Raw genomic sequence first — 23,515 nt, forward strand, 5'->3', positions numbered from 1 at the left:
TTTCAACGGTTATTCAAACAGAAAGCAGAGGACTGATACGCACGATAGGGCTAACCTAGTTAGGGATATAGTTCACCTCTGTTTTCTTTTGAATAAATTTAAAAATTTATTTCAATTACAAACTAAAGGTTAGGGATTGAAACGGCATCCTTTTTTGTTTTACGAAAAGCCCTTTTTAAATAGGCTCAAGGTGCCAAACAAAAAAGATATAGTGCAAAGCCCGACCCTTGTGGTAACGCCCAAATAGTTATAAAACTACTTTGAGTATTTAGAAATATTCTTGAATAATACTTATAAGTGTATTGGCATCTTGCTCGCCACTTTGACGCCATTTCATCTCACCATCTTTGTAAATGATAAGTGTTGGTAAGGTTTTCACTCTTAAAGCTTCAGCAAGTTCTTGATTTTTTTCAACATCAATTTTTATAACCTTAGCTTTATCTCCTAGAGCCGCAGCAACATCTCTTAAAATAAGATGCATCGTCTTAGATTGATTGCTCCACTCTGTGTAAAAATCTAGTAAAACTGGAATTTCTACATCTATAAGTTCCCCAAATTTTGACATACTTTATTGTTTATTAGTCAAGTGCACTTATTACAAACCTACGTAATTTTTTCATATTACATATTATCGCAACTGCATATCGCACACATCTATAAGTATTCTTATAAAAATAAGCAATTTCTTCACAAAAACAAGGGGTAACAAAAATTATGAAGTTGCTGTCCCTTTTTTAAGTTCAATAACGGTTATTTCTGGCCAAATACCAACACGCCCAGGATAACCTAAATAACCAAAACCTCTGTTTACGTTTATATACTGCCCCATTTCTTTGTAAATACCTGCCCAGTATTTGTAACGCCATTTTACAGGGCTCCATTTAATCCATCCAGGTATTTCTATACCAAATTGCATACCGTGGGTGTGTCCACTTAAAGTTAAATGGTAGTGATAATCGTCTTTAATAACTTCCTCTTCCCAATGCGATGGGTCGTGGCTCATTAAAATTTTAAAATCTGTAGCGTTTACATCTTGGGCTGCTTTTTTTAAATCGCCCGCTTTTTTAAAACCGCCTTTACCCCAATTTTCAACACCTACAATGGCAATACGTTGTCCGTTTTTTTCAATAAACCGACTTTCATTTAAAAGCACATCGTAGCCCATTTCTTTTTGTAAACTGACTAAATTTTCTAAATTTTTAGTTTTGTCTTCGCGTGATGGCCAACTTACGTAATCGCCATAATCATGATTTCCTAATACCGAAAACACCCCATCTTTGGCTTTTAGTGTTCCAAATAAGGCCTTCCAAGGTTCCATTTCAGTAGACTTATTATTTACCATATCTCCGGTAAATAAAATAGCATCCGACTGCTGCTCATTAATTAAATTGACACCATATTCAATTTTTTCACGGTTATCAAAACTACCCGAATGGATATCACTAATTTGTGTGATTTTATAACCATCAAAGGCTTCTGGTAAATCTTCAAAATGCAAGGTATAATTTAAAACCCTAAAACGGTACTTCCCTCTGTACATACCGTATAAGAGTGATGCAAGAGGAATAGCTGCTAATCCCAAAGCTATTTGACTAATAAACTTTCGTCTTGAAGGCAAGTAAAAGGCCTCATTTTTAGTTACTAACTTATCGTAAAGTCCTAAAATAAATCTAATAATATCCTCGCCCAATAAAATGGGAATGATAACTAAGCCAAACGACATAAATGCCAATAGAAACCCAAAGGCATAACTTTTTGCTGGATTTAGTACCCGCCCTTCTGAATATACCGTAAACTGAATGATAAAATTACCTGCTATAATTAGCCCGACAGCAATAAACAAATAATGCAACCAAACATTTTTTGTAATCGTTTTAATAGCTTGAAAACCATAAAAACTGATGAAAAGATAAAACAATATAAAAATCACCCAACGGAGCATACTTCTTTTTTAATCAAAGTTAGTGATTATGTTTTCCTTTTTTCTTATCAAATTGTTAAAGCTTGTATTTGTTAACTTCAGGAGTTAATTAAGCCAGTATAAATCCCCTTCTTGTTTCTTGATGTTTAAGTTTTATTATCTATTTAAACTACTGAGTGTTCCAGTATTCTTTATTCAAAAATTACCGTATTATAAATTTATAATATCTGAGTTAAATCTTAAATTATAGTTTGTATTTTCAACATCTTACTAAATTATTAAAACACCTTTTAACCATTTTTCTTACATTTAATCGAATTCACTACATCCTTGTAAGTATTTTTTTTATTTTTCTAGCTAACTAATTAAAAACCAATTATGAAAAAAATATTATTTACCTGTGTTTTACTTTTTTTACAATTATTCTATTCGTTTTCATATGCTCAAAACAATAGCATAGGTGCTGCCTTCAATCAAAGCTGGAGTAAAATTACCTACAAAGTAGATAAACAACCTGTTTTTGATATTTCAAACATAAAAACAGTAATTATATCTGAAGTTGTTAATCGTCAAAATTATGCTGATTCACACAGTATAGATATGTATGATGAGCTAGCAAACAATATTACAAGCATAAAAGGATTAACCTTGGTAGATAGAAGTAAAACAAAATCATTGTTAAAAGAGTTTAATTTTCAAGAAAGCGGTTATGTTGATGAAAATCAAATTAAAAAACTAGGTAAATTTTACAGTTCTGGACTTATAGTTTTTGTTAGAATACAAACAGATAATTTTAGTCAGACTGTTAAAAAAACCGATGGACTTTTTAACAGTTCTCCGAGTTGGAAAAGAACAGGTACTTATAACCTTGATGTTAATTTTAAAATTATCGACCTAAAAACAGCAAGTATTCTTTTTTCTCAGAATCTAAAATCAAAAATAAAAGGATCTGGCTCAAGTTCTAACAACCAATATCCCCCAGAGTTAGACCCTACAGAATTTTACCAAGACGCAAAAGAAGATATAGGCTTAAAGTTTAAAGAACTTTTTATTGTACATCAAAAAGAATATGAGATTGATTTTCAAACACATAGAAAGTTTAACAATGACCTAAAAAAAGCCATAACCCTATTAGAAATTGATGACTTTGAAAGTGGTTTTACCCAAATAAAAGAAATTGCAAAAAACATGAAAGACGAAAAAGCAATGTCTTTCGCAATTTATAATCTAGCAAAAATGCAAATGTTTAATGGCGAATATGATGAAAGCTTAAAAAACGCAAAAAAAGCCTATTTATTAAACCCAAAAAACGATGCATGTTTAGAGATTATTAATGAATTGAAATAAAATCTAAATTATTATGAAATTACAAAATTTAAAACATTATGTTTTGTCTGCCTTGTTGAGTATACTATTTGTATCATGCTCTAGTGATTCTGGAGAAACCAACAAGGAAACGAATAGCAGTTTCTTAGACCCTGATGAGGTATCTGAGAATGTAATCATTGCGGGTAGCAACTATATAAACGGTAAGTTACCCAATCCTAATGAAAAGATATCTTTTGAATTATTGGAAAAAGACCAATTCGCCATTCCTCTGGAGGGGTTCGATATTCCTTTAGAAACCGAAGAGCCAATTGTTGGTGCCTATATTCAATTTGAACATAATGATGGCACACCAGCCTCTGGCTATTTTGATATTAACATTAAAGCAAACCTACTTGGAAAACCATCTAATATTAAAAACAACATAAATTTCAACCAGCAATCTAGCATTGATGTTGATTTTAACAAAAATATACCACCGGCTAAATTTTGCTACACCATTTGTGTTTATGATGAAGCACAGAACATTAGTGCGCCGCAAAGGATCTGTATAGAAGTAAGTCCTTTAGGAAAAAACTCTGTTTTGGCTAATGAATGGAACTTTCTAAAAAGAGAAACCTTTGCTATTTCAGATGGCATAACAGAACCCTTTACGTATGAAGTAGGAGATGTTGTCATAAATATTGGTGGAAGTGCGGATTGTGCAGAAGCAGGTCTTAGGTATGAATATAGCGGAGAAATTGTACAGGGCTCTGGAAAGTTGGTATTAAATAGCGATGGTACTTATTTGTACGAGGACAATTCAACAACAGATGTTCTAGATTACATAGCTACAAAACAACAATGCAACCCCGTTTGGCTTGAAAAAATCAATAGAAAATTTCAAAACTCAGGAGTATGGTCTTATATTGAAGAAGACAATCGTTTGATATTGATTTCTTATAGACGCTTTAGAATAGATGGAGATGAAATAGCTTTTGATCAAATTACCGAACCTGGTGATGGATATTTGTTCTGGGATGCTACTATTGTTCTAAACGACAACACAATTCTAATTAAGAATGGGGATGGTGTTACCGAAGATTCTGCTTGGTATACATATATAAAATAATTAAGTATGGATTCTATACATTAACCAATACTGCAATAATATTAATAAAAACTGCTATTATTAACAAAACAACTAAAGCAAATTATAATTTTGAAGTAAACCAAGTAGGTGATGATTACCATATTACTTATTCCAAAGATAAATTTGGAGCTGGCTTAGGTTGTGGTATCTTCTTTTTAGTCACTATTGGTATTGTTCCAGCCCTATCTTACATGCTAGGCACTACAGATTCAGTTGCTTTTTGGATTGTTGCGCCTATTACTCTCACTATTTTGATAATGTACCTGATTAAAAAATCAAGAAAGGACAAAACTTTTACAATTGGTAAAGATTTTATTGGCGCCCACGGAAATAACTATGCAAAAGCAGATATCAAAAAAATTTACATCAAAGACCCTAAAGGGAATCTTCACAGAACAACAAACAATGGTGGTTCAGGATTCATCATTGGAGGTTCAGGCATGGGTGCTGTTGCGGTTGGTGCAGCATCGGTAGCATCACCCGGAGCAAGAGCTACATCAGAAATAATGAATAGTGCCATTCATAAAGCAAGTTACAAAATCGAGTTTCTATACGGGAATAAGAAAGTAGCTTTAGCTACGGGACTTTCTGAAAACAATCCCTTTGTGCTTTTTGATAAAGTCATTAAACTATTAAATTAATAAACTTAAACCATGAAAACACTACTATTCACTTACAAATTTTTATTCGTAACACTTATGTCCTTACCATTAGCATTGTGTTCAAATGATGACACTGAAGATAAGGACGATTCTGATTATACTGAAATTAGTTGTACAGGAGAAATGGTAGCTCATCCAACAGGTTCAGGATATAATCGTAATCATAAATTATTTGACGCAGATTTTCTTGGTTGGAAACAAATAGAAGAAGGTAACGGTGATGATTTTTCAAGAAAATTTATTCATAATAATGGAGTATTTGTATGTACAGGCACATTTAACGAAACGAACAACTCCGAGAACGGGAATTTGGCTCTATATGCAGTAGATAATGACTTTGAGATTCTTTGGACTTTTCCAGAACAACCGGGTGAATTTTATGATGTGATTCATTCATCAGACAATAATTATGTCGCTGTTGGTCGTATAGGAGATGGAGATGTTTCTAAAATTTACGTAGTAAAAGTGTCACTTAACGGAGACCTTATTTGGGAATATACTGTTGAGACTTCTAATGAACAAAACCTAGGAGCATTTGCAACTACAATCGTAGAAAGCCCTAATGGTGAATATATTATTGCTGGTGATGCTCCCTATAATTCAAATCTATTTGACTTTGGCGACAAGTCATTTATTCTTTCATTAAATAAAACAGGTCAGCAACAATGGGTGAAACCATTAAGTAATGTCTATGTTCCATTAGATATGGTAGTAAACAATAATGGGAATTTTATTGTGGCATATTATTCTTCTGATTTTACTATTGATAAAGTAGGAACTGATGGAGAAATATTAAAAGAGGTGTCTTTTGGTTCAAGCGATTGGGATAGACCAAATCATATATTACAGCTAAGTAATGGAAATTACATAATAACAGGAGCTACCAGAGGTAATGATGGAGATGTAAGCGAAAATGAAAATTATGGTCTTTCTCAAATATGGGTACTCAAAGTGGATACCAATTTAAATTTAATTGACGAACAACCTATTGGCTTTTTCAGCGACCAAAATGGTAAAAATATGGCTGAAATGGATGATGGTAACCTACTCTTATCTGCCGATAGTACAATCCAATATGCACAAGGTGAGAGAACACCAATCTTTATAAGGCTAACTAAAGATCTGTGTATTGTAGATTGGGATGATTCTCTAGGGCATGATGATTATTCATTGACAGATGCTATATGGTTTGAAGAATCTAAAGAATTGGTAACATTTTCCCATGAAAATGATAGAGGTAACATATACGATACTACAGATGATTTTTACCATAATTTGCTTAAATTTAAATTAGAAGATAATTGATTTCATACAAAATAGGCTAATATGTCATAATCTATTAACTACTTACTTATAAATTAGACTTACAGCAAAAAATCAAATATGACCTTTTGAAGCTTTTTTGTAGAGGATTACAATTGAATAATACTGATATGTTACCAACATAAACGAAAAATTTTTAATAAAACAAATATCCAATAAGTAATAACTTAAAATTAGCCCTAACTTTTTGTAGCTTTGATTTTCCATCAAAACAAACAAAATGTCCGACAACAAACGTGTCTTTTTAGTTGATGCATTCGCATTAATTTTTCGTGGCTATTATGCCTTTATAAAAAACCCAAGAATTAACTCCAAAGGTGTTGATACCTCAGCCATTATGGGGTTTATGAACTCCTTATTAGATGTTATAAAACGTGAGCGCCCAGACCATTTAGCAGTTTGTTTTGATAAAGGTGGAAGCGCAGACCGTGTGGAACTATTTGAAGCTTACAAAGCCAATAGAGACGAAACACCCGAGGCGATAACAATAGCTGTTCCTATCATTCAAGACATTTTAAAAGCCATGCACATCCCCATTATGGTAAAAGCAGGATATGAAGCCGATGATGTGATTGGAACGCTCGCAAAACAAGCCGAAAAAGAAGGCTACCAAACGTTTATGGTTACGCCAGACAAAGATTTTGCACAGCTTGTAAGCGAGAACATTTTTATGTACCGACCTGTTTTTGGTGGCGGTTACGAAACTTGGGGCATTCCTGAAGTTCAGAAAAAATTTGAAGTGACCGACCCCTTACAAGTGATTGACTTTTTAGGGATGATGGGCGATTCTAGTGACAATATTCCCGGGCTCCCGGGAGTTGGCGAAAAAACAGCAAAAAAGTTTTTAGCAGCATATGGTAGTATGGAAGGCTTACTAGCAAACACCCACGAGCTAAAAGGCAAAATGAAAGAAAAGATTGAGGCCAATGGCGAATTAGGCCTTTTGTCCAAAAAGCTTGCGACCATCATGCTTGATGTTCCGGTGACTTTTGATGCCAAGGATTTCGAATTGGACCAACCTGATATTCCGAAAGTAACCGAGATTTTTCAAGAGTTGGAGTTTAGAAGATTGATTGATAATTTCACAAAAACATTTACTGTTCAGGCTGAAACGACGCCATCTGAAACAACAACAAAAGCCTCAGAAACCAAAACAACCCCTAAAGAGCAGGCTTCGGCAGGTGCAGGACAATTCTCGTTATTTGGAGCCGACCCTTCTAGTGCAGCACAAACGGAAACAACTTCTGAGTTTACTCGAAAAACAGCAGAAACTACGTCGCATTTTTATCAAAGTGTGGCGCCTGGTATGGCCACCAAACTTTTTATTAAAAACTTGATGAATCAAAGTTCCGTGTGTTTTGATACGGAAACTACAGGTTTAAATCCGCTAACTGCCGAATTGGTTGGGATTGCTTTTTCTTGGGAAGTGGGTAAAGGTTTTTACATGCCATTTCCAGAAAACAAAGACGAGGCGCAAGAGCTGATTGAACAATTACGTCCGTTTTTTGAAAGCGAAACCATTGAAAAGGTGGGGCAGAATTTAAAATACGATATTAAAGTGTTGGCTAAATACAATGTAGATGTTAAAGGCAAATTGTTTGACACCATGTTAGCGCATTACCTCATCAATCCAGATATGCGCCACAATATGGATGTATTGGCTGAAACCTATTTGAATTACACACCCATTTCTATCGTAGAATTGATAGGTAAAAAAGGAAAGAATCAACTATCGATGCGTGATGTGCCTTTGGAAAAACAAACCGAATATGCTGTTGAAGATGCTGATATTACCTTACAACTCAAAGAACATTTTCAAAATGAATTAGGCGAAGCCAATACTCAGAAATTATTTGATGAGATTGAAATTCCGTTGCTTCGCGTTTTAGCCGCTATGGAATTAGAAGGTATTAACCTTGACAAAGATTTCTTAAATGCATTATCTGAAGAACTTAACAGTGATATTGCAACGCTTGAAAAACGTATTTATGACGCGGCAGGCGAGGAATTTAATATCGCTTCACCAAAACAACTAGGAATCATTTTATTTGAAAAATTGAAACTGGTTGACAAGCCTAAAAAAACCAAAACAGGACAATATGCCACTGGCGAAGATATTTTAAGTTATTTAGCCAAAGACCACGAGATTATTCGAAATATTTTGGAATATCGCGGACTCGCCAAATTAAAAAGCACTTATGTGGATGCCTTACCAACGCAGGTAGATGAAGTCACAGGGCGTGTACATACGGATTATATGCAAACGGTTGCAGCTACAGGACGTTTAAGTAGTAATAATCCAAATTTACAGAACATACCTATTCGTACCGAACGGGGGCGACAAGTGCGTAAAGCATTCATTCCTCGCAATGAAGACTACATTTTATTAGCTGCCGATTATTCACAAATAGAACTCCGTATTATTGCTGCTTTAAGTCAAGAAGAAACCATGATTGAAGCGTTTAAAAACGGGGAAGATATTCATGCATCAACCGCTTCAAAAGTATTTAATGTCCCATTAAGTGAAGTCACCCGAGAGCAACGTAGCAATGCCAAAACCGTTAATTTTGGGATTATTTATGGGGTTTCTGCTTTTGGATTAAGCAATCAAACCGATTTATCGAGAACCGAAGCCAAAGAATTGATTGACACCTATTACGAAACTTACCCTAAATTACGCGCTTACATGAGCCAACAAGTCGATTTTGCTCGCGATCATGGTTATGTGCAAACCGTTTTAGGACGTCGTCGTTATTTAAAAGATATTAACTCTAGAAATGCCGTAGTTCGTGGTGCTGCAGAACGTAACGCTGTAAATGCGCCCATTCAAGGAAGTGCTGCCGATATTATTAAAGTGGCCATGATTAATATTTACAACAAGCTAGAAGCCGGAAACTATAAAACCAAAATGCTTTTACAAGTGCATGATGAATTGGTTTTTGATGTGTATAAACCGGAATTAGAGACCATTAAAACCTTAGTTAAAACGGAGATGGAAAGTGCTTTTGTGATTGATGTTCCTTTGGATGTGGAGGTTGATACGGGGTTGAATTGGTTGGAGGCGCATTAGAAGATTGTACATGAAAACTATTTCTGTCACTTGTTCACTAAACCAGATAGTTCTCATTCACAATGTTAATGAGAAGTGTTTTTTCTTTCAATCTCATTAAGTTCATTTATCAACAATCTTTTTATTTCTTTTATGCTGTCCTTTCTTAAAGGTACGCCTAAAATTAATATTGTATTTCTTGCTTCATTTAATCCGTTTTTAAAGTGTATACTTTTTATTTCTATTTGGTCTGATGGGTAACAAAGAAATCCATATTTAAAATCCGTTTTACTAAATGACGAATATGCCATTATTTGATGTAGGTCGTGTCGATGATCTTCTTTCAGTTTATCGCTCTGAACAAACTTGTTATAAAGGTTAGATTTGTATTTGGCATCAATAAAAACTAAAACGTTTTTTTTTTGAAAAATAGCGTCAGGTTCAATATGCTTTAATTCCCAAGAGTAATGCTTCGTAGTGCTAGAATGGAATTTAAAATTTGAATAAAGTCTCCCACCTGTTTCTTTAGCAACTTCCTTAAAGATATGTTGTATAAATTTCTCAAATACATCTGAGAAGTCAACACGCCAAGATGTACTATCAACAAGATTAAAGTTTAGAATTTTATTAGCTTGTTCCTTGCAGTTTTTGACTGTTGGACTATCTGAAAACCTAATAATTGTTTTATTAGTTGCTTTTGGCTTATGATGATATAACCGCTCTTCAAGAAAGTTTAACTTATTTCGAAGTGTGTTTTTTATTCTTTGTGGCGTATTAGCTGATAAGAGTTCGCCTTTACAAATATCAAAAACATATCTAATTTCAGCGTATTCGTTATGAAATTCGCTTAATACATTGATTCTGGCTGGAAACTTTAAACTATTTTCAACTTTGTATTCCGAATTAATATATTTAGTCCAGTTTATTTGTCCAATTGGTTGATTTGAAATTTTTTCAATATTATCAAACTTACGCCAAGGTCTCATTGTCAGAATTTCAAGAGATGAAATGAATTTTACAGCTTCTAAATACAATGGTGGCCTAAAATTATTTCCTGACGCTAGTGGCAAACTATCAATGACTTCTGGACTTATTTCAGCTCCAAGTAGGTTTAAAATTTCAATATAATCTTCAAATCTATCTCTACCGGTAAATCTGGGCACTACAACAAAGTCTCCAATTTGCTTTCCAGTATCAGAAGCTCTTAGAGGAATAGAACCTATAAAACCTGATGAACGAAACGATAGTGCGGTACTTTTGTCAGAGCCAATTATGTAAGGTTGCACACCCAGGAATTTAAATTGCTCGGAATTGTAATCAATAAACTTTTGAAGATACTGTCCAATAACTCTTTTATCTGCTGACTTAAACCATTTTTTTTGCAATGCAATTCCACTTAACTGTCTTGATTTTTCCGTTAAGCAAGGTATTTCATAAAAAACATCTAATGGTTTTGTCATTCGAAAAGAGATAAATTTAGCCTTGTTGAGAAATAGTTATTGAACTCCTCTTTCGCACTCCGCAATAGCCCTTCTTGTAAATATTCTTTAATCAAAGGAAAGACTTCGTAACGTATTCTATTAAGCATTTCAGCTTCATTTTTCGCAATGAAATATCCTTCCCCGGGCTGAAGATTTAATTCTGGACTTGACGCATACCAATTAAAAATTTCCTCGATGACAGCAAAATCTTCTTTAAAGAAAAATTCTTCTTCTGTTATTTTATTCACAGATACACTATCAAGTCTTTTACTTGACCCCTTAATAATTCTCGGGGATTTATTATACCAAGCGAACCTTCTTCTTAATGCAAAGTCTACAACTGCCAAACTTCTATCGGCTGTATTCATAGTAGTAATGACAAAAAAATTATCGGGCAGTTTTTTTACTTTGAAATTAGGGGAAATTTCAATTTCAACGTTTGAAACATCCATCTTATGTTCAAACAGGTAAAAAATAGGTCCTAACACATTTGAGAGATTTGCTCTATTTATTTCATCAATTATTAATATGACCTTTTCTGTGCTATTATCAACTGCATACTTCAAGGCTTCCGAGAAGCTCCCCAAATATTCTTTATATCGAAGTTTTTCGTTTGTAGTGTCAGGTCTAATTCCGAAAATAAAATCTGAAAAACTAGTTTCCGCGTGAAATTGCGTAAAAAATGTCTTTGTACCAATTTGGTCTGCTACACTTTTTGCTGTTCTTGTTTTTCCTGTACCCGGAGGTCCTTGAAGTACAATATATTTTCTTTCGTTTAGAAGATTTTTTATTTCTCTTTCTTCATCTTTAGTTTCTGTTTTAATAAAAGGTTCTAAAGCCTCTGTAATTGCTTTTCGGTGGTCTTTGTTAGAAGGCCAATCCCTGAGCTTCGCATAACCTGCTACAAATGCTGAAATTACTTGTTTTCCTTCTTCACTTTCTGGGTCGTCAACAATTTGGCAACTAGGTAAAACTTTGGTGTAAGTCTTAATTGTGTTTTTTATGTGCTGTAATTCTTGGCTTCCAGTGATAGATTTAGGCAAGCCAGTTTCTATATCTGAGAAATCAGATTTACAAAAGCCTTTTTCATTGATAAGCTTCATAAACAATCTTCTTAGTCCTGGATAGGTTGCAAGTTCGTAGTCATTTTTAAAACCACTGGAGCCAATTCCTAGACAAATTAACCAAGGTTTATTCTTATCGTTGGGAAATATTGTCAATGAAAAGTCGTGAAATGGTCCAGATGCTTCTTCTTCTGGGTGAATAAAACCAAAATATGCACCATTGTCATTTAGTGCTTCTTGTCCAGTGTTGTTCCTTTCAACATATGGCTTGTTGAATTCGTTGTCTGTCTTAGCACCGAATTGTTCGGCTTGTGCTTTTATAAATTCTCTAATATTCTGTATGCTCATATTTCTTATTTAAACTTAGTTGGTAATAAATTAAATTGAATCTTCAGTTAAAAAATCTGAGATTATATTATTGTAGTAAACTCTCTTCATTTAACTATCAGTCTTAAGTTTATAATCTTGATAGCTCAGTTTTGGATTCTGAGTTTTGAAGTTTAATAAATCAGAAATATCTATTTCAAATGCTTTTGAAAACACAGCAATATTAGTAAGTGAAATATTTCTTTCACCTCTTTCAATCATACCAATATATGTTCTGTGAAAGCCTGTTTTAAAAGAAAGCTTTTCTTGACTTAGTTTATTTTCAAGTCTTAACTCTCGAATTCGTAGCCCAAATTCTTTTAGAAGAAATTCATTTACCATTTATCGAAACTATACTTATTGTATGCACAAATCAACATACAATAAGTAGCATTTTATTATATTTGGTATTTAATAATTAACTACTTAAACAAATATATTTAATATGGCAATTCTAAATTTTGAAGAAAAGGTAGATTATTTAAAAAAGCAATTAGAAAATATTGAAGACAATTATGCTGATAGTTTTAAAAATGATATATTTTTTTTCATTTATAATTTTGAAACTTCAAATCCTAGACTATTTTTCATAAAAAACATATCTTCTAAAGTTGAAATTGACAATTGGATAAATAAATTGACGTCAAGAATAGTTTTAAAATTTGATGAAGAGTATGAAACAATTAATGATTTCATTTACGATTATATCGCGAACGGTTAATTTATCATTTACATAATTAAACTATAAAAAAAATAATGATGGACTATTCTATATTACCTATTCCTTCTGTTCTGGATTTACCTTTTAAACTTAAAGATATTTTATATAATTGTCCTGTTTGTAATTTCGAAATTGAAATAGATTTAATCTTAAACGAAAATAGTTTTATTGAATGTGATAATTGTGAACACAGAATTAAACTTAGGCTAAAAAAAATTTGAATAAAACTAGCAAGCGATTATTGGTAAATCATACTTTTCCTAAATTTATGCAATGCCATATTAAAACAATTAATCTGCTAAATTATTACTCCAAAACTTTAATCGAAGGTTTGTCCCCTTGAGGGGACTTTAGGGGTGTCAGAGTAGGATACACAAAACAAATGAAAAACAAAATAATTCCATACCACCCAGAATTAAAACGACTAGCCAGACAGCTCCGAAAAAACAGCACCTTACCAGAAGTGTTCTTATGGCAACATATAAAACAACGCGCATATGGCGTGCAATTTCACAGACAAGTACCCATGCTACATTATATTGTCGATTTTTATTGTCATGAAATTAGGTTAGCCATTGAAATTGATGGGCATAGTCATGAGCATTCTTTTGAATATGATGCTAAAAGACAAGGAGAATTAGAAAAATATGGTGTCAAATTTTTGAGGTTTTCGAATGATGACGTTAAAAAGAATATGTTTAGTGTGTTGTTGGTTATTGAAGAAAAAGTTAAAGAATTGAGTGACTGAAGCTTAAAGTATGTTCTAAAAACACCCCTAAAGTCCCCTCTAGGGGACATTCCAAATATTGAAATTTTTAGTATAAATTATTGTTACAAAAATAAATTATGAAATGATCACTTCTATATCGTGCGCAAAGATATGCCCCTATAATTGTTCCCTTGAGGATTATCGAAATGAATATGTTTTTATTGAAGATACCGAGCGTAGCTTATAGGTTTGTCAAAATAAATAAATAACACTTTTATTAACGTGAACAATTGTCCCCTTGAGGCGACTTTAGTGGTGTTGGCATAAAAGATCAAAAATGAACCTACCTCCGCTTCTTCTTACTCTTAAACTTAGCCTTATTCTTCCGCTTATTAAACGGAATAGCGTCATCATAAGTGTTTTTTGCTTCACCAGTGGGCTTATTTTTACGCCATTTCTCTGTCTTTGCAGGAAGCAATACATCTAGTAAATCTTGACGCCCAAGTTTATTCAGCGTTTTTTTAATCCAAGCTTTATTTTCATCTTTATACCAAAAGAAAAAACGGTGTTGCTCGTCTTTTTCCTTTCTAGTAATTGGTGTCTTTACTTTTTGGAGTGTGTAAGGATGATACCCGCTATAATAAATTACGGTCGCCACCGTCATAGGTGTTGGAGTAAACCCTTGTACTTGCTCTAACTGGAAACCCATATCTTTAGTTTCGGCAGCAAGATTAGCCATATCTTCAACTTCACAAGCCGGATGATTAGAAATAAAATAAGGTATCAGTTGCAATTTTAAGCCCTTCGCTATATTAATCTTATCAAAACGTTCCTTGAACTTGTGGAAATAACTAAACGATGGTTTCCGCATCAACTTCAAAACAGGATCACTGGTATGTTCTGGCGCTACTTTAAGGCGTCCAGACACATGCTTAGTCATCACTTCCTCAGTATAATCGTCTAGTTCCTTTGGGTCAGCATTTTTATTAAATTCTGGCACCAACATATCATGTCGGATTCCAGAACCTATAAATGATTTTTTTACTTTCGGATGACTATCAACCGCTTGGTACAAATCTGTTAACGGCTTGTGCGAGGTGTCTAAATTGCTACAAATAACAGGTGAAATACACGAAGGTGCCACACACTTATCGCATATAGATTGCACCTTGCCTTTCATCTTGTACATGTTGGCACTCGGCCCACCAATATCAGATAAATACCCTTTAAAATCGGGCATATTCGCCACCGTATCTACTTCTCGCAATACAGATTCCTGACTTCGAGAGGCAATAAATTTACCTTGATGTGCAGAAATCGTACAGAAACTACAACCACCAAAACACCCACGGTGAATGTTAATGGAAAACTTAATCATTTCATAAGCTGGAATTGGTCCACGCTTATTATATTTTGGGTGTGGCATTCTTGTATACGGCAACTCAAAAGACGCATCAATTTCAGCTTCCGTCATGGTAGGACAAGGCGGATTAATCATCAAGGTTTTATCGCCTACTTTCTGAAAAATACGTCTTGCTGCTAACTTATTAGATTCTTGTTCAATAATCTTAAAGTTAGACGCATACTTTTTCTTATCTTTTAAACACAGCTCATGCGATGCAATTTCAACATCTTCCCAATTACTATTTTTAGGAATTTTTGCTCCAGCATCCAACAAAACAGCTGTTTGCTTAATGGTTGTAATACTAGAAAACGGCACCCCTTTTTGCATTAATCGCACCACTTCACGCAAGGGTTGTTCGCCCATACCGTACACCAACATATCGGCTTTTGAGGTTTCTAAAATAGTTGGCATAAGCTTGTCACTCCAATAATCGTAATGCGTCACTCGGCGTAAAGACGCCTCAATACCACCAATTAAAATAGGCGTATCTGGCCATTTTTCTTTTAGAATATTTGAATAAACCGTTGTGGCATAATCTGGCCTAAAACCAATATCGCCATTCGGTGTATACGCATCTTTATCACGGCGCTTTTTATTCGCGTTATAATTGCTAAGCATCGGGTCCATACAACCACCTGTAACACCAAAAAACAATTTTGGCTTACCCATTTTCACAAAATCCTGAAGATTATCATTCACATTCGGCTGCGGTACGATGGCAACGCGTAAGCCATAACTCTCTAAAATCCGACCAATAACAGCGGGCCCAAATGATGGATGATCCACATAAGCATCACCACTAAATAGTATAACGTCTAGCGCATCCCATCCGCGTATTTTCACCTCTTTGTTTGTGGTAGGTAACCAATCTGAAAGTTGTAATTCTTGCATAGCGCTGCAAAAATAAGTAAAAATTGATGCTTAAATGTTAAAAGTCAATTATTTTGGGCGTTACTCAAGGGTCGGGCTTTTATTCATGGTTTTCTATTTAATATTATCGAATTCATGAACATAAATGTTTCGCTATATCTTTTTAAAACGTCATTGCGAGGACGAAGGAGGTGGCAATCTGCCTAACTTCAGTTCTCCCGCATGTATTATGTTATTTAAGCTTTTAAAAAGATGTCGCTGCAATCCCTAACCTTTAGTTTAATAGCTTGTGTTAAATGGTTAAAGTTGATTCTTATTTGAAGAAGTTCGCTTAACGTTTTTGGGCATTATTGCAAATTTATAGCGTTTCTACATTTAGGTTAATTTGTACATCCTAAAAAGTTTCCATATTTCCCTTTTCTCTTAGTTATAAAACCACTTCTGCAAACAGGACATACGTTCAATTTTTTAAGTTTAGACTTGAAAAGAGTTATTAAAGTACTCCCAAAAAAATAGAGATTTCAGTGGTTTAAAAATGTCTAAATTGTTAAATGGAGATTGTGGGCTAAGGATTTTTCAGGTTGAAGATAGCGCTCAATGGAATACGCATAGGTTAACTCTTCATTAATTAAGTTATATAGTTTTATAATATTTTGAATACGCTTTTTTTGGATATAAGCATTAATTTCAGGTTTTGTATAGGCTTGCACACTTTTTATAAATTCTAAATCTTTTTTAAGATTATCTTTTATACCCTTATAAAACTCTTCTTCTGCTGTAGCCTATTTTCTGTTTTCATTCCAATTATTAATCTGTAATGCAATGAGAACACCAATCAACACAAGGATTATTTCGCCAATGCATATTTAAAGTATTTGGTTGTTTTAACTTCTTTGAGAGGATTTTGGCAGATTTTTCAAAAAAAAATTAATCATTTACTTTCATTAAAAAGTAAATTAGGGGTGATGGTAATCTTTGAGGTTTACTAACTATTTGTATTTAAAGATATTGAATTGTTATAGATTAATCTTTAAACATCCCAATATATAACTCGCCTTTAGCATTCATAATGGCGCGAAACATGCCTTGGGTGTTAAATTCCATTACCATATTGCCATCTTTATCTATCGCTACAATACCACCAGTGGCGCCTTGATCTCCAATGTTTGGAAGTTTATTTTGAATAACCTCTTTTGCTGCTTCTTTTAAAGATAAGCCTTTATATTCCATAAGTGCGGAAATATCGTAAGCGACCATACCTCTGATAAAAAACTCACCCCAACCTGTACTTGAAACGGCGCAAGTATTGTTATTGGCATAAGTGCCTGCTCCAATTATAGGAGAATCGCCTATGCGTCCCCAACGCTTATTGGTCATCCCTCCAGTTGAAGTTCCAGCTGCTAAATTCCCGTGTTTGTCTAGAGCAGCGCAACCAACCGTTCCAAATTTTGAATCTTGTAAGTCTGCATCATAGAACGAAGCGACTTTGTTCTTTTCTGAAGCTTTAACACGCTCTAAAGATTTTAATTTCTTTGTTGTAGAGAAATAATTAGGTTCAACAATCTCCAAACCCTGTTCCTTAGCAAAGGTTTCAGCCCCACCTCTAGAAAGGAAAACATGAGGTGAATTATCCATAACTGCTCGTGCCAAATTAATGGGGTTTTTAATGGTTTTTGTCCCTGCTGAAGCTCCTGCATTTAACGTTTTTCCATCCATAATGGAAGCATCATGTTCGTTAAAACCCTCGTGTGTAAAAACAGCACCTTTCCCTGCATTAAAAAGTGGTGAATCTTCCAGAATATTAATGGTGTTTTGTACGGCATCTAAACTTGTACCGCCCTCTTTCAAAATAGTATAACCAACACGAATGGCTTCCTCTAATTTTTGTCGATATTCGGCCTCTCTTTCTTCTGACATATTATCTCTTCGGATACTCCCTGCTCCACCGTGTATGATAATCGAAAACTCGACTTTTTCGGTTTCATTTTGAATAGCTTCTGAAGGTTTTTTTGATTCATTTTTGCAAGCAGAAAAGATTAATAGAGCAAAGATTAAATAGATACATTTTTTCATGAAAATTATGATTGATTTGTAGACTAAGTTACTAATTTTACTGTTAGTAAATTTTAATAAAAACGGCTATTATTTAGTATATTCGCAAATAATTTCAATATAATCAATAAATCAATAATTAATGAATGCAATAGCGACTGATTTTGGTATAGATAAAGCTCTTAAAACTTTAGGTGTAAAAGCTATAAATGAGGGCTCCTCTACAGGGTCAAATAATTTTTCTAATGGTGAAATTATTGAATCTTACTCTCCTGTTGATGGACAATTAATAGGAAAAGTAAAAACAACCACAAGAGCAGATTACGATAAAATAATGGATGCAGCAACAAAGGCATTCAAACCTTGGAGAGATGTTCCAGCGCCTCAAAGAGGAGAAATTGTGCGTCAATTTGGGAACAAATTAAGAGATTTAAAAGACCCTCTTGGGAAACTTGTATCCTACGAAATGGGAAAATCTTTGCAAGAAGGCTACGGCGAGGTTCAAGAAATGATTGATATCTGTGATTTTGCTGTAGGATTGTCTCGTCAGTTAAACGGGCAAATAATTCCTTCTGAACGCCCAGGACATGTTATGAGAGAACAATGGCACCCAATTGGGGTTGTTGGCATTATTTCAGCATTTAACTTCCCTGTTGCTGTTTGGGCGTGGAATACAGCTTTGGCTTGGATTTGTGGCGACGTGTGTGTTTGGAAAGGCTCTGAAAAAGCACCTTTATGTTCTATTGCTTGTCAAAATATTATAGCAGCAGTTTTAAAAGATAACAACTTACCTGAAGGTATTTCTTGTATTATCAATGGGGATTATAAAGTAGGAGAAATGATGACCACAGATTCTAGAATCCCTTTAATTTCTGCTACAGGTTCTACAAGAATGGGGCGACTTGTTGGTACCACAGTTGCTAAACGTTTTGGAAAATCTTTATTAGAATTAGGAGGAAATAATGCCATTATTATCACGCCTTCAGCTGACTTAAAAGTGGTTGTTCCCGGTGCTGTTTTTGGAGCTGTTGGTACTTGTGGACAGCGTTGTACATCAACACGCCGATTAATTATACATGAATCTGTTTACGATAAAGTCAGAGATGCCATTGTTGGTGCGTATGGTCAATTAACTATTGGGAACCCATTAGATGAAACCAATCATATAGGACCTTTAATTGATAAAGATGCCGTTAACACCTATTTAGCTGCTATTGAAAAAGCAAAAGCAGAAGGTGGAAAAGTTTTAGTTGAAGGTGGCATTTTGGAAGGTGAAGGTTATGAAAGTGGATGCTATGTAAATCCAGCAATTATTGAAGCAAAAAATCATTTTGAAATTGTACAACATGAAACGTTTGCTCCAATTTTGTACCTAATAACATATTCTGGAGAAGTAGAAAATGCAATCGAACTTCAAAACGGAGTTGCCCAAGGATTATCATCAGCAATTATGACCAACGACATGAAAGAAGCTGAAAAATTCTTGTCTTATGCGGGTTCTGACTGTGGGATTGCAAACGTAAATATCGGCACTTCTGGCGCTGAAATTGGAGGTGCTTTTGGAGGTGAAAAAGAAACAGGTGGCGGCCGTGAGTCAGGATCTGATGCTTGGAAAGTGTATATGCGTCGCCAAACAAATACAGTCAATTATTCAGACGAGTTGCCTTTAGCACAAGGCATTAAGTTTGATTTATAAGCTAGAATTTTATATAAATTGTTTAAAAACCGTTTCATCTTTAAAACGGTTTTTTTTGTATCTTCAAAGCTCATATTAAACTGTTTCAACGTATTGAAGTCTAAGAATTCACATATCATTTTTTGATTCGTTTTATTTCTTAAAATCATCACGCTATGAAAGCTAAGCACATACAACATTTATACAGACGTATTGGTTTTGGGATTTTACCAACCGAACTCGAAAAACTTTCTAAGAAAAGAAAGAAGGATGTTGTTAACTCTCTTTTTAAAGCTTCAAAAAGCATGACGCTTCTTGAGGTTGATACTTCAGAAATAAAAGACATTTTTAGTGGTATGATGAACGCCTCAAAACGTGACTCTGAAACTCTTAGAAAAATTCAAAAAATAAGTCGTAAAAAACAAATTGAATTAAATGCGGCTTGGATAAATAGACTTACTAAATCACCCGAAGTTTTAAGAGAAAAAATGACACTCTTTTGGGCCAATCATTTTGTTTGTGAAGATAATAGCATCATTTACATTCAACAATTTAATAACACACTTAGAAAATATGCCTTAGGCGATTTTAGAGATTTTGTAAATGCCGTTTCAAAAGAAGCTGCCATGACAAAATATTTAAATACTAAACAAAATAGAAAGCAAAAACCTAATGAGAATTTTGCAAGAGAATTAATGGAGTTGTTCACACTTGGAGTAGGTCATTATTCCGAAGAAGATATAAAAGAAAGTGCAAAAGCATTTACAGGCTACAGCCATAACTTACGTGGCGAATTTGTTTTTAAACAACGCGCTCATGATGAAGGAGAAAAAACTTTTTTCGGAAAAACCGGGAACTTTTCTGGAGAAGATATTATCGATATTATTTTAGAACAAAAACAATGTGCCAAATACATTTGTGAAAAAATATACCGCTACTTTGTAAACGATGTTAGTGATAAAAACCATATTAATGCCATGACAGAGGTGTTTTATAAAGACTATAATATCGAAAATTTAATGCGATTTGTATTGCAATCAAATTGGTTTTATGAAGACAATAATGTGGGCACAAAAATAAAATCGCCCATTGAGTTTTTAGTGGGTATGAAAACTATGGTGCCTACAGAATTTAAGGAACCAAAACAACTATTATACATTCAAAAATTACTGGGTCAAATTCTATTAAACCCACCAAATGTTGCAGGTTGGAAAGGGGGCCGAAACTGGATAGATAGTAACACTATTGTGCTGCGCTTAAAACTACCGTCGCTATTACTTAATGACGCTTACATTTCTAAAGTAAAAGACGGACATGAAGATGCGCAAATAGATGCGAAAAAAGCAATGTTTAATAAAAAATTTGGTAAGCGTTTTAAAACAGAAGTTAATTGGAAATATTTCAATAATCAATTTCAAAATGTTGGAATAAACGATTTTCAAAACCATCTATTAGCTTGTGACGTTAATGACAGTGCAAAAGCATATTTACAGTCTTTAGAAAAAGTCTCCAAACAAGAGTATTGCATACAACTTATGTCATTGCCCGAATATCAAATGTGTTAATAAAAAAATTTTACCGATGCTTAGCATTGGTGTATCCGTTGAAATTGTCATTCTCGCGAATGCGAGAATCTAAAAAAAGAATTTTGCCTTAAAAAATTATTTACTTATGGACAGAAGAAAATTTTTAAAACAGTCATCTTTAGCTAGTAGTTTATTTTTTGTTCCAAGTTTTGTAAGAGCATTCGAAGACGTTGCAAGTAGTAAATTAGGCTACAAGCGCTTGGTTATTATTCAACTTTCAGGAGGTAATGATGGTTTAAATACAGTGATTCCTTATAGAAACGATTTGTATTACAAGGAGCGACCAAGGCTTGCCATAGCTAAAAATGACATTATAAAGCTTACCGACGATGTTGGTTTAAACCCCAGTTTAGAGCCTCTAAAACGGCTTTACGATAAAGGCTATTTATCTATCATTAATAATGTGGGATATCCAAATCCTATTAGATCTCACTTTAGATCGATGGATATTTGGCAAACTGCCACAGATTCTGATACATATTCTCAAAGTGGTTGGATAGGGCGCTATTTAGATAACTACGGCAAAACCCCACACAGCGCTATAGAGGTTGATGAAAGTTTATCTTTAGCTATGAAAGGCGAACATTTAAACGCTATTGCTACTCAAGATGCCAAAGCGCTATATAACTTATCGAAAGACCCATATTTTAAAAACATTCATGGGCATCAAAACGATGCGCATTTAAGTGAGCATAATTTAGGCTATTTATATAAATCTATGATTGCTGCAGAATCTTCAGCTAAATACATTTTTGAAACCAGTAAAACTGTTTCTAGCAAAAAAGAGTATCCAAACAATAAATTTGGAAATCAAATGAAAACCACCGCGCAGTTTATTAATTCACATCTGGAAACCAAAGTATTTTATACCTCTTTGGGTGGTTTTGATACACACGTAAACCAGTTAAGCAGGCAAAAAAGACTATTAGGTATTTATGCCGATAGTGTTGAAGCTTTTGTGCAAGATTTAAAAGATAACGATACCTTTAAAGACACTTTAATTTTAACCTTTTCAGAATTTGGTCGTCGTGTAAAACAAAATGCCAGTGTGGGTACAGACCACGGTACAGCCAATAACGTATTTGTAATTGGCGAAAATTTAAAGACCCAAGGTTTTTATAATGATATGGCAAGCTTAAGTGATTTAGATGATAATGGCGATTTAAAATTCGAAATAGATTTTAGAACCATTTACGCCACCGTACTTGATAAATGGCTCGAGGTAGATGATACAATAGTGCTTAATAAATCTTTTAATCCGTTAGGTTTTATTTAAAATTAAGTAGCCTTTATTCTGTGCGGGTTAATAATAAGGTTGCTCTAAAAACAAAAGCCCCTTAAAAAGGCGCTTTTGAGTTAATATTTATTTTTTTAAGCCCTTTGTGCAACGATTACCGGTGTTAGGCAACGTTTTTATTCAATCGTTAAATCTTTTATTGTTTTTCCTAATCTTCCTTGATGTGCTCTACTTAAATTTAACTCTCGTTTTACTAATCTCAAATTTGCTTTTTCCTTATGATATTCTCTAAATTCAGCTTTTAATTTTTCATCTGCAATTTCATTCGGTCCTCCTTCAATTTGTAATAATTCGATTTCCTTTATATTCAAGTTTTTGATTTCAATAAATCTATCTACAATTACAGAAAATGTATTTGGTTGTCGATGGTCAACATTTAATTCTTCATAAGCTAAATATTCACCCGATTCTTGACATTTCACTTTGCTTTTTTTGGCTTTAATTTCAAAATATTTCTGTTTTACATTTATTAAATCTTCTTGAATTGCTTGCCTGCAAGCAATTCTAAATTTTGAAAAGTGGTCTTTTGGTTTATTAATTTGTTTAGTGTATGATAAAAACTCAGAACTTCCATCTTTTCTTACAATCTCAAAACTTTTCGTATTAAATTTTGCCTTTCCAATTCTAAAATATTGAATACCACTACCAATTTTTTTTTCTTTTTCAGGATGGATTTCTATTAACCCATAAACATTTTCAAAATCGGTTGGATTCAATGTTTCTCCAAACTCATAAGAATTCAATATTCTTTTATAAAAATCAAGTGCATCTTTCTTATAAGTAAACTTATTTTCTCCAATTTCTATCGGTTTTTTCATTTCTCAAATGTTGCCAAATACAAAGACAAGTTTCAATTTCTATACTGAAACAAGTTCA

At 33.7% G+C, this 23,515-nt stretch carries 19 protein-coding genes; 10 read left to right on the plus strand and 9 right to left on the minus strand.

Going from position 1 to position 23,515, the window contains the following annotated elements; all coding sequences use genetic code 11:
• Nucleotides 1–268: 268 nt before the first annotated feature.
• The gene (locus tag P8K68_RS00945; RefSeq protein WP_300247289.1) at nucleotides 269–565 is read right to left on the minus strand and encodes a thioredoxin family protein; all 297 of its coding nucleotides are present in this window, start codon (nucleotides 563–565) and stop codon (nucleotides 269–271) included.
• Nucleotides 566–712: 147 nt separating this feature from the next.
• On the minus strand, nucleotides 713–1,942 hold the full coding sequence (locus tag P8K68_RS00950) for a metallophosphoesterase (RefSeq protein WP_300247291.1): 1,230 nt from the start codon (nucleotides 1,940–1,942) through the stop codon (nucleotides 713–715).
• A gap of 357 nt (nucleotides 1,943–2,299) precedes the next feature.
• Between P8K68_RS00950 and P8K68_RS00955 the strand changes: the two genes are divergently transcribed.
• The 5 genes from P8K68_RS00955 to polA all read left to right on the plus strand — a co-directional run bounded on the left by P8K68_RS00955 (nucleotide 2,300) and on the right by polA (nucleotide 9,434).
• Nucleotides 2,300–3,268, plus strand: a complete 969-nt coding sequence (locus tag P8K68_RS00955) for a hypothetical protein (RefSeq protein ID WP_300247293.1) — start codon at nucleotides 2,300–2,302, stop codon at nucleotides 3,266–3,268.
• Between the two features lie 13 nt (nucleotides 3,269–3,281).
• A complete protein-coding gene (locus P8K68_RS00960; RefSeq protein WP_300247295.1) occupies nucleotides 3,282–4,358 on the plus strand; it encodes a hypothetical protein in 1,077 nt (358 codons plus the stop codon).
• The gene (locus P8K68_RS00965) at nucleotides 4,337–5,020 is read left to right on the plus strand and encodes a hypothetical protein (protein WP_300247297.1); all 684 of its coding nucleotides are present in this window, start codon (nucleotides 4,337–4,339) and stop codon (nucleotides 5,018–5,020) included. Before P8K68_RS00960 ends, P8K68_RS00965 begins: the two co-directional genes overlap by 22 nt.
• A 12-nt stretch (nucleotides 5,021–5,032) precedes the next feature.
• Nucleotides 5,033–6,346: a hypothetical protein gene (locus tag P8K68_RS00970; RefSeq protein ID WP_300247299.1), complete on the plus strand. Its 1,314-nt coding sequence runs from the start codon at nucleotides 5,033–5,035 to the stop codon at nucleotides 6,344–6,346.
• Between the two features lie 238 nt (nucleotides 6,347–6,584).
• On the plus strand, nucleotides 6,585–9,434 hold the full coding sequence (gene polA, locus P8K68_RS00975) for a DNA polymerase I (RefSeq protein ID WP_300247301.1): 2,850 nt from the start codon (nucleotides 6,585–6,587) through the stop codon (nucleotides 9,432–9,434).
• A gap of 65 nt (nucleotides 9,435–9,499) precedes the next feature.
• Here the strand turns inward: polA and P8K68_RS00980 are convergent, their stop codons facing one another.
• From P8K68_RS00980 to P8K68_RS00990, 3 genes are all read right to left on the minus strand, one after another.
• Nucleotides 9,500–10,873: a hypothetical protein gene (locus P8K68_RS00980; protein WP_300247303.1), complete on the minus strand. Its 1,374-nt coding sequence runs from the start codon at nucleotides 10,871–10,873 to the stop codon at nucleotides 9,500–9,502.
• Nucleotides 10,870–12,306 carry an AAA family ATPase gene (locus P8K68_RS00985; protein ID WP_300247305.1) on the minus strand — a complete coding sequence of 479 codons (1,437 nt, stop codon included), beginning with the start codon at nucleotides 12,304–12,306 and terminating at the stop codon, nucleotides 10,870–10,872. Before P8K68_RS00985 ends, P8K68_RS00980 begins: the two co-directional genes overlap by 4 nt.
• A 90-nt stretch (nucleotides 12,307–12,396) precedes the next feature.
• Nucleotides 12,397–12,666 carry a helix-turn-helix transcriptional regulator gene (locus P8K68_RS00990; protein WP_300247307.1) on the minus strand — a complete coding sequence of 90 codons (270 nt, stop codon included), beginning with the start codon at nucleotides 12,664–12,666 and terminating at the stop codon, nucleotides 12,397–12,399.
• 103 nt (nucleotides 12,667–12,769) lie between these two features.
• Between P8K68_RS00990 and P8K68_RS00995 the strand changes: the two genes are divergently transcribed.
• Nucleotides 12,770–13,045 carry a hypothetical protein gene (locus tag P8K68_RS00995; RefSeq protein WP_300247309.1) on the plus strand — a complete coding sequence of 92 codons (276 nt, stop codon included), beginning with the start codon at nucleotides 12,770–12,772 and terminating at the stop codon, nucleotides 13,043–13,045.
• A gap of 382 nt (nucleotides 13,046–13,427) precedes the next feature.
• Nucleotides 13,428–13,793 carry an endonuclease domain-containing protein gene (locus P8K68_RS01000; RefSeq protein WP_300247311.1) on the plus strand — a complete coding sequence of 122 codons (366 nt, stop codon included), beginning with the start codon at nucleotides 13,428–13,430 and terminating at the stop codon, nucleotides 13,791–13,793.
• A gap of 304 nt (nucleotides 13,794–14,097) precedes the next feature.
• Here the strand turns inward: P8K68_RS01000 and P8K68_RS01005 are convergent, their stop codons facing one another.
• The 3 genes from P8K68_RS01005 to P8K68_RS01010 all read right to left on the minus strand — a co-directional run bounded on the left by P8K68_RS01005 (nucleotide 14,098) and on the right by P8K68_RS01010 (nucleotide 18,102).
• Nucleotides 14,098–16,050, minus strand: a complete 1,953-nt coding sequence (locus P8K68_RS01005) for a YgiQ family radical SAM protein (RefSeq protein ID WP_300247313.1) — start codon at nucleotides 16,048–16,050, stop codon at nucleotides 14,098–14,100.
• Between the two features lie 761 nt (nucleotides 16,051–16,811).
• Nucleotides 16,812–16,871, minus strand: a complete 60-nt coding sequence (locus P8K68_RS14880; RefSeq protein ID WP_366143718.1) for a hypothetical protein — start codon at nucleotides 16,869–16,871, stop codon at nucleotides 16,812–16,814.
• Nucleotides 16,872–17,052: 181 nt separating this feature from the next.
• On the minus strand, nucleotides 17,053–18,102 hold the full coding sequence (locus P8K68_RS01010) for an isoaspartyl peptidase/L-asparaginase family protein (RefSeq protein WP_300247315.1): 1,050 nt from the start codon (nucleotides 18,100–18,102) through the stop codon (nucleotides 17,053–17,055).
• A gap of 121 nt (nucleotides 18,103–18,223) precedes the next feature.
• Here P8K68_RS01010 and P8K68_RS01015 point away from each other — a divergent pair, with 121 nt between their 5' ends.
• The 3 genes from P8K68_RS01015 to P8K68_RS01025 all read left to right on the plus strand — a co-directional run bounded on the left by P8K68_RS01015 (nucleotide 18,224) and on the right by P8K68_RS01025 (nucleotide 22,618).
• Entirely contained in the window at nucleotides 18,224–19,777 is a 1,554-nt protein-coding gene (locus tag P8K68_RS01015; RefSeq protein WP_300247316.1) for an aldehyde dehydrogenase family protein, read from the plus strand.
• A gap of 155 nt (nucleotides 19,778–19,932) precedes the next feature.
• Nucleotides 19,933–21,321, plus strand: coding sequence for a DUF1800 domain-containing protein (locus P8K68_RS01020; protein ID WP_300247317.1), 1,389 nt, complete (start codon nucleotides 19,933–19,935; stop codon nucleotides 21,319–21,321).
• Between the two features lie 106 nt (nucleotides 21,322–21,427).
• Nucleotides 21,428–22,618: a DUF1501 domain-containing protein gene (locus tag P8K68_RS01025; protein ID WP_300247319.1), complete on the plus strand. Its 1,191-nt coding sequence runs from the start codon at nucleotides 21,428–21,430 to the stop codon at nucleotides 22,616–22,618.
• A 137-nt stretch (nucleotides 22,619–22,755) separates the two neighbouring features.
• Here the strand turns inward: P8K68_RS01025 and P8K68_RS01030 are convergent, their stop codons facing one another.
• The gene (locus P8K68_RS01030) at nucleotides 22,756–23,457 is read right to left on the minus strand and encodes a DCL family protein (protein WP_300247321.1); all 702 of its coding nucleotides are present in this window, start codon (nucleotides 23,455–23,457) and stop codon (nucleotides 22,756–22,758) included.
• Nucleotides 23,458–23,515 lie beyond the last annotated feature (58 nt).

Source organism: Algibacter sp., assembly GCF_029245835.1.
Lineage (GTDB): Bacteria > Bacteroidota > Bacteroidia > Flavobacteriales > Flavobacteriaceae > Algibacter_B.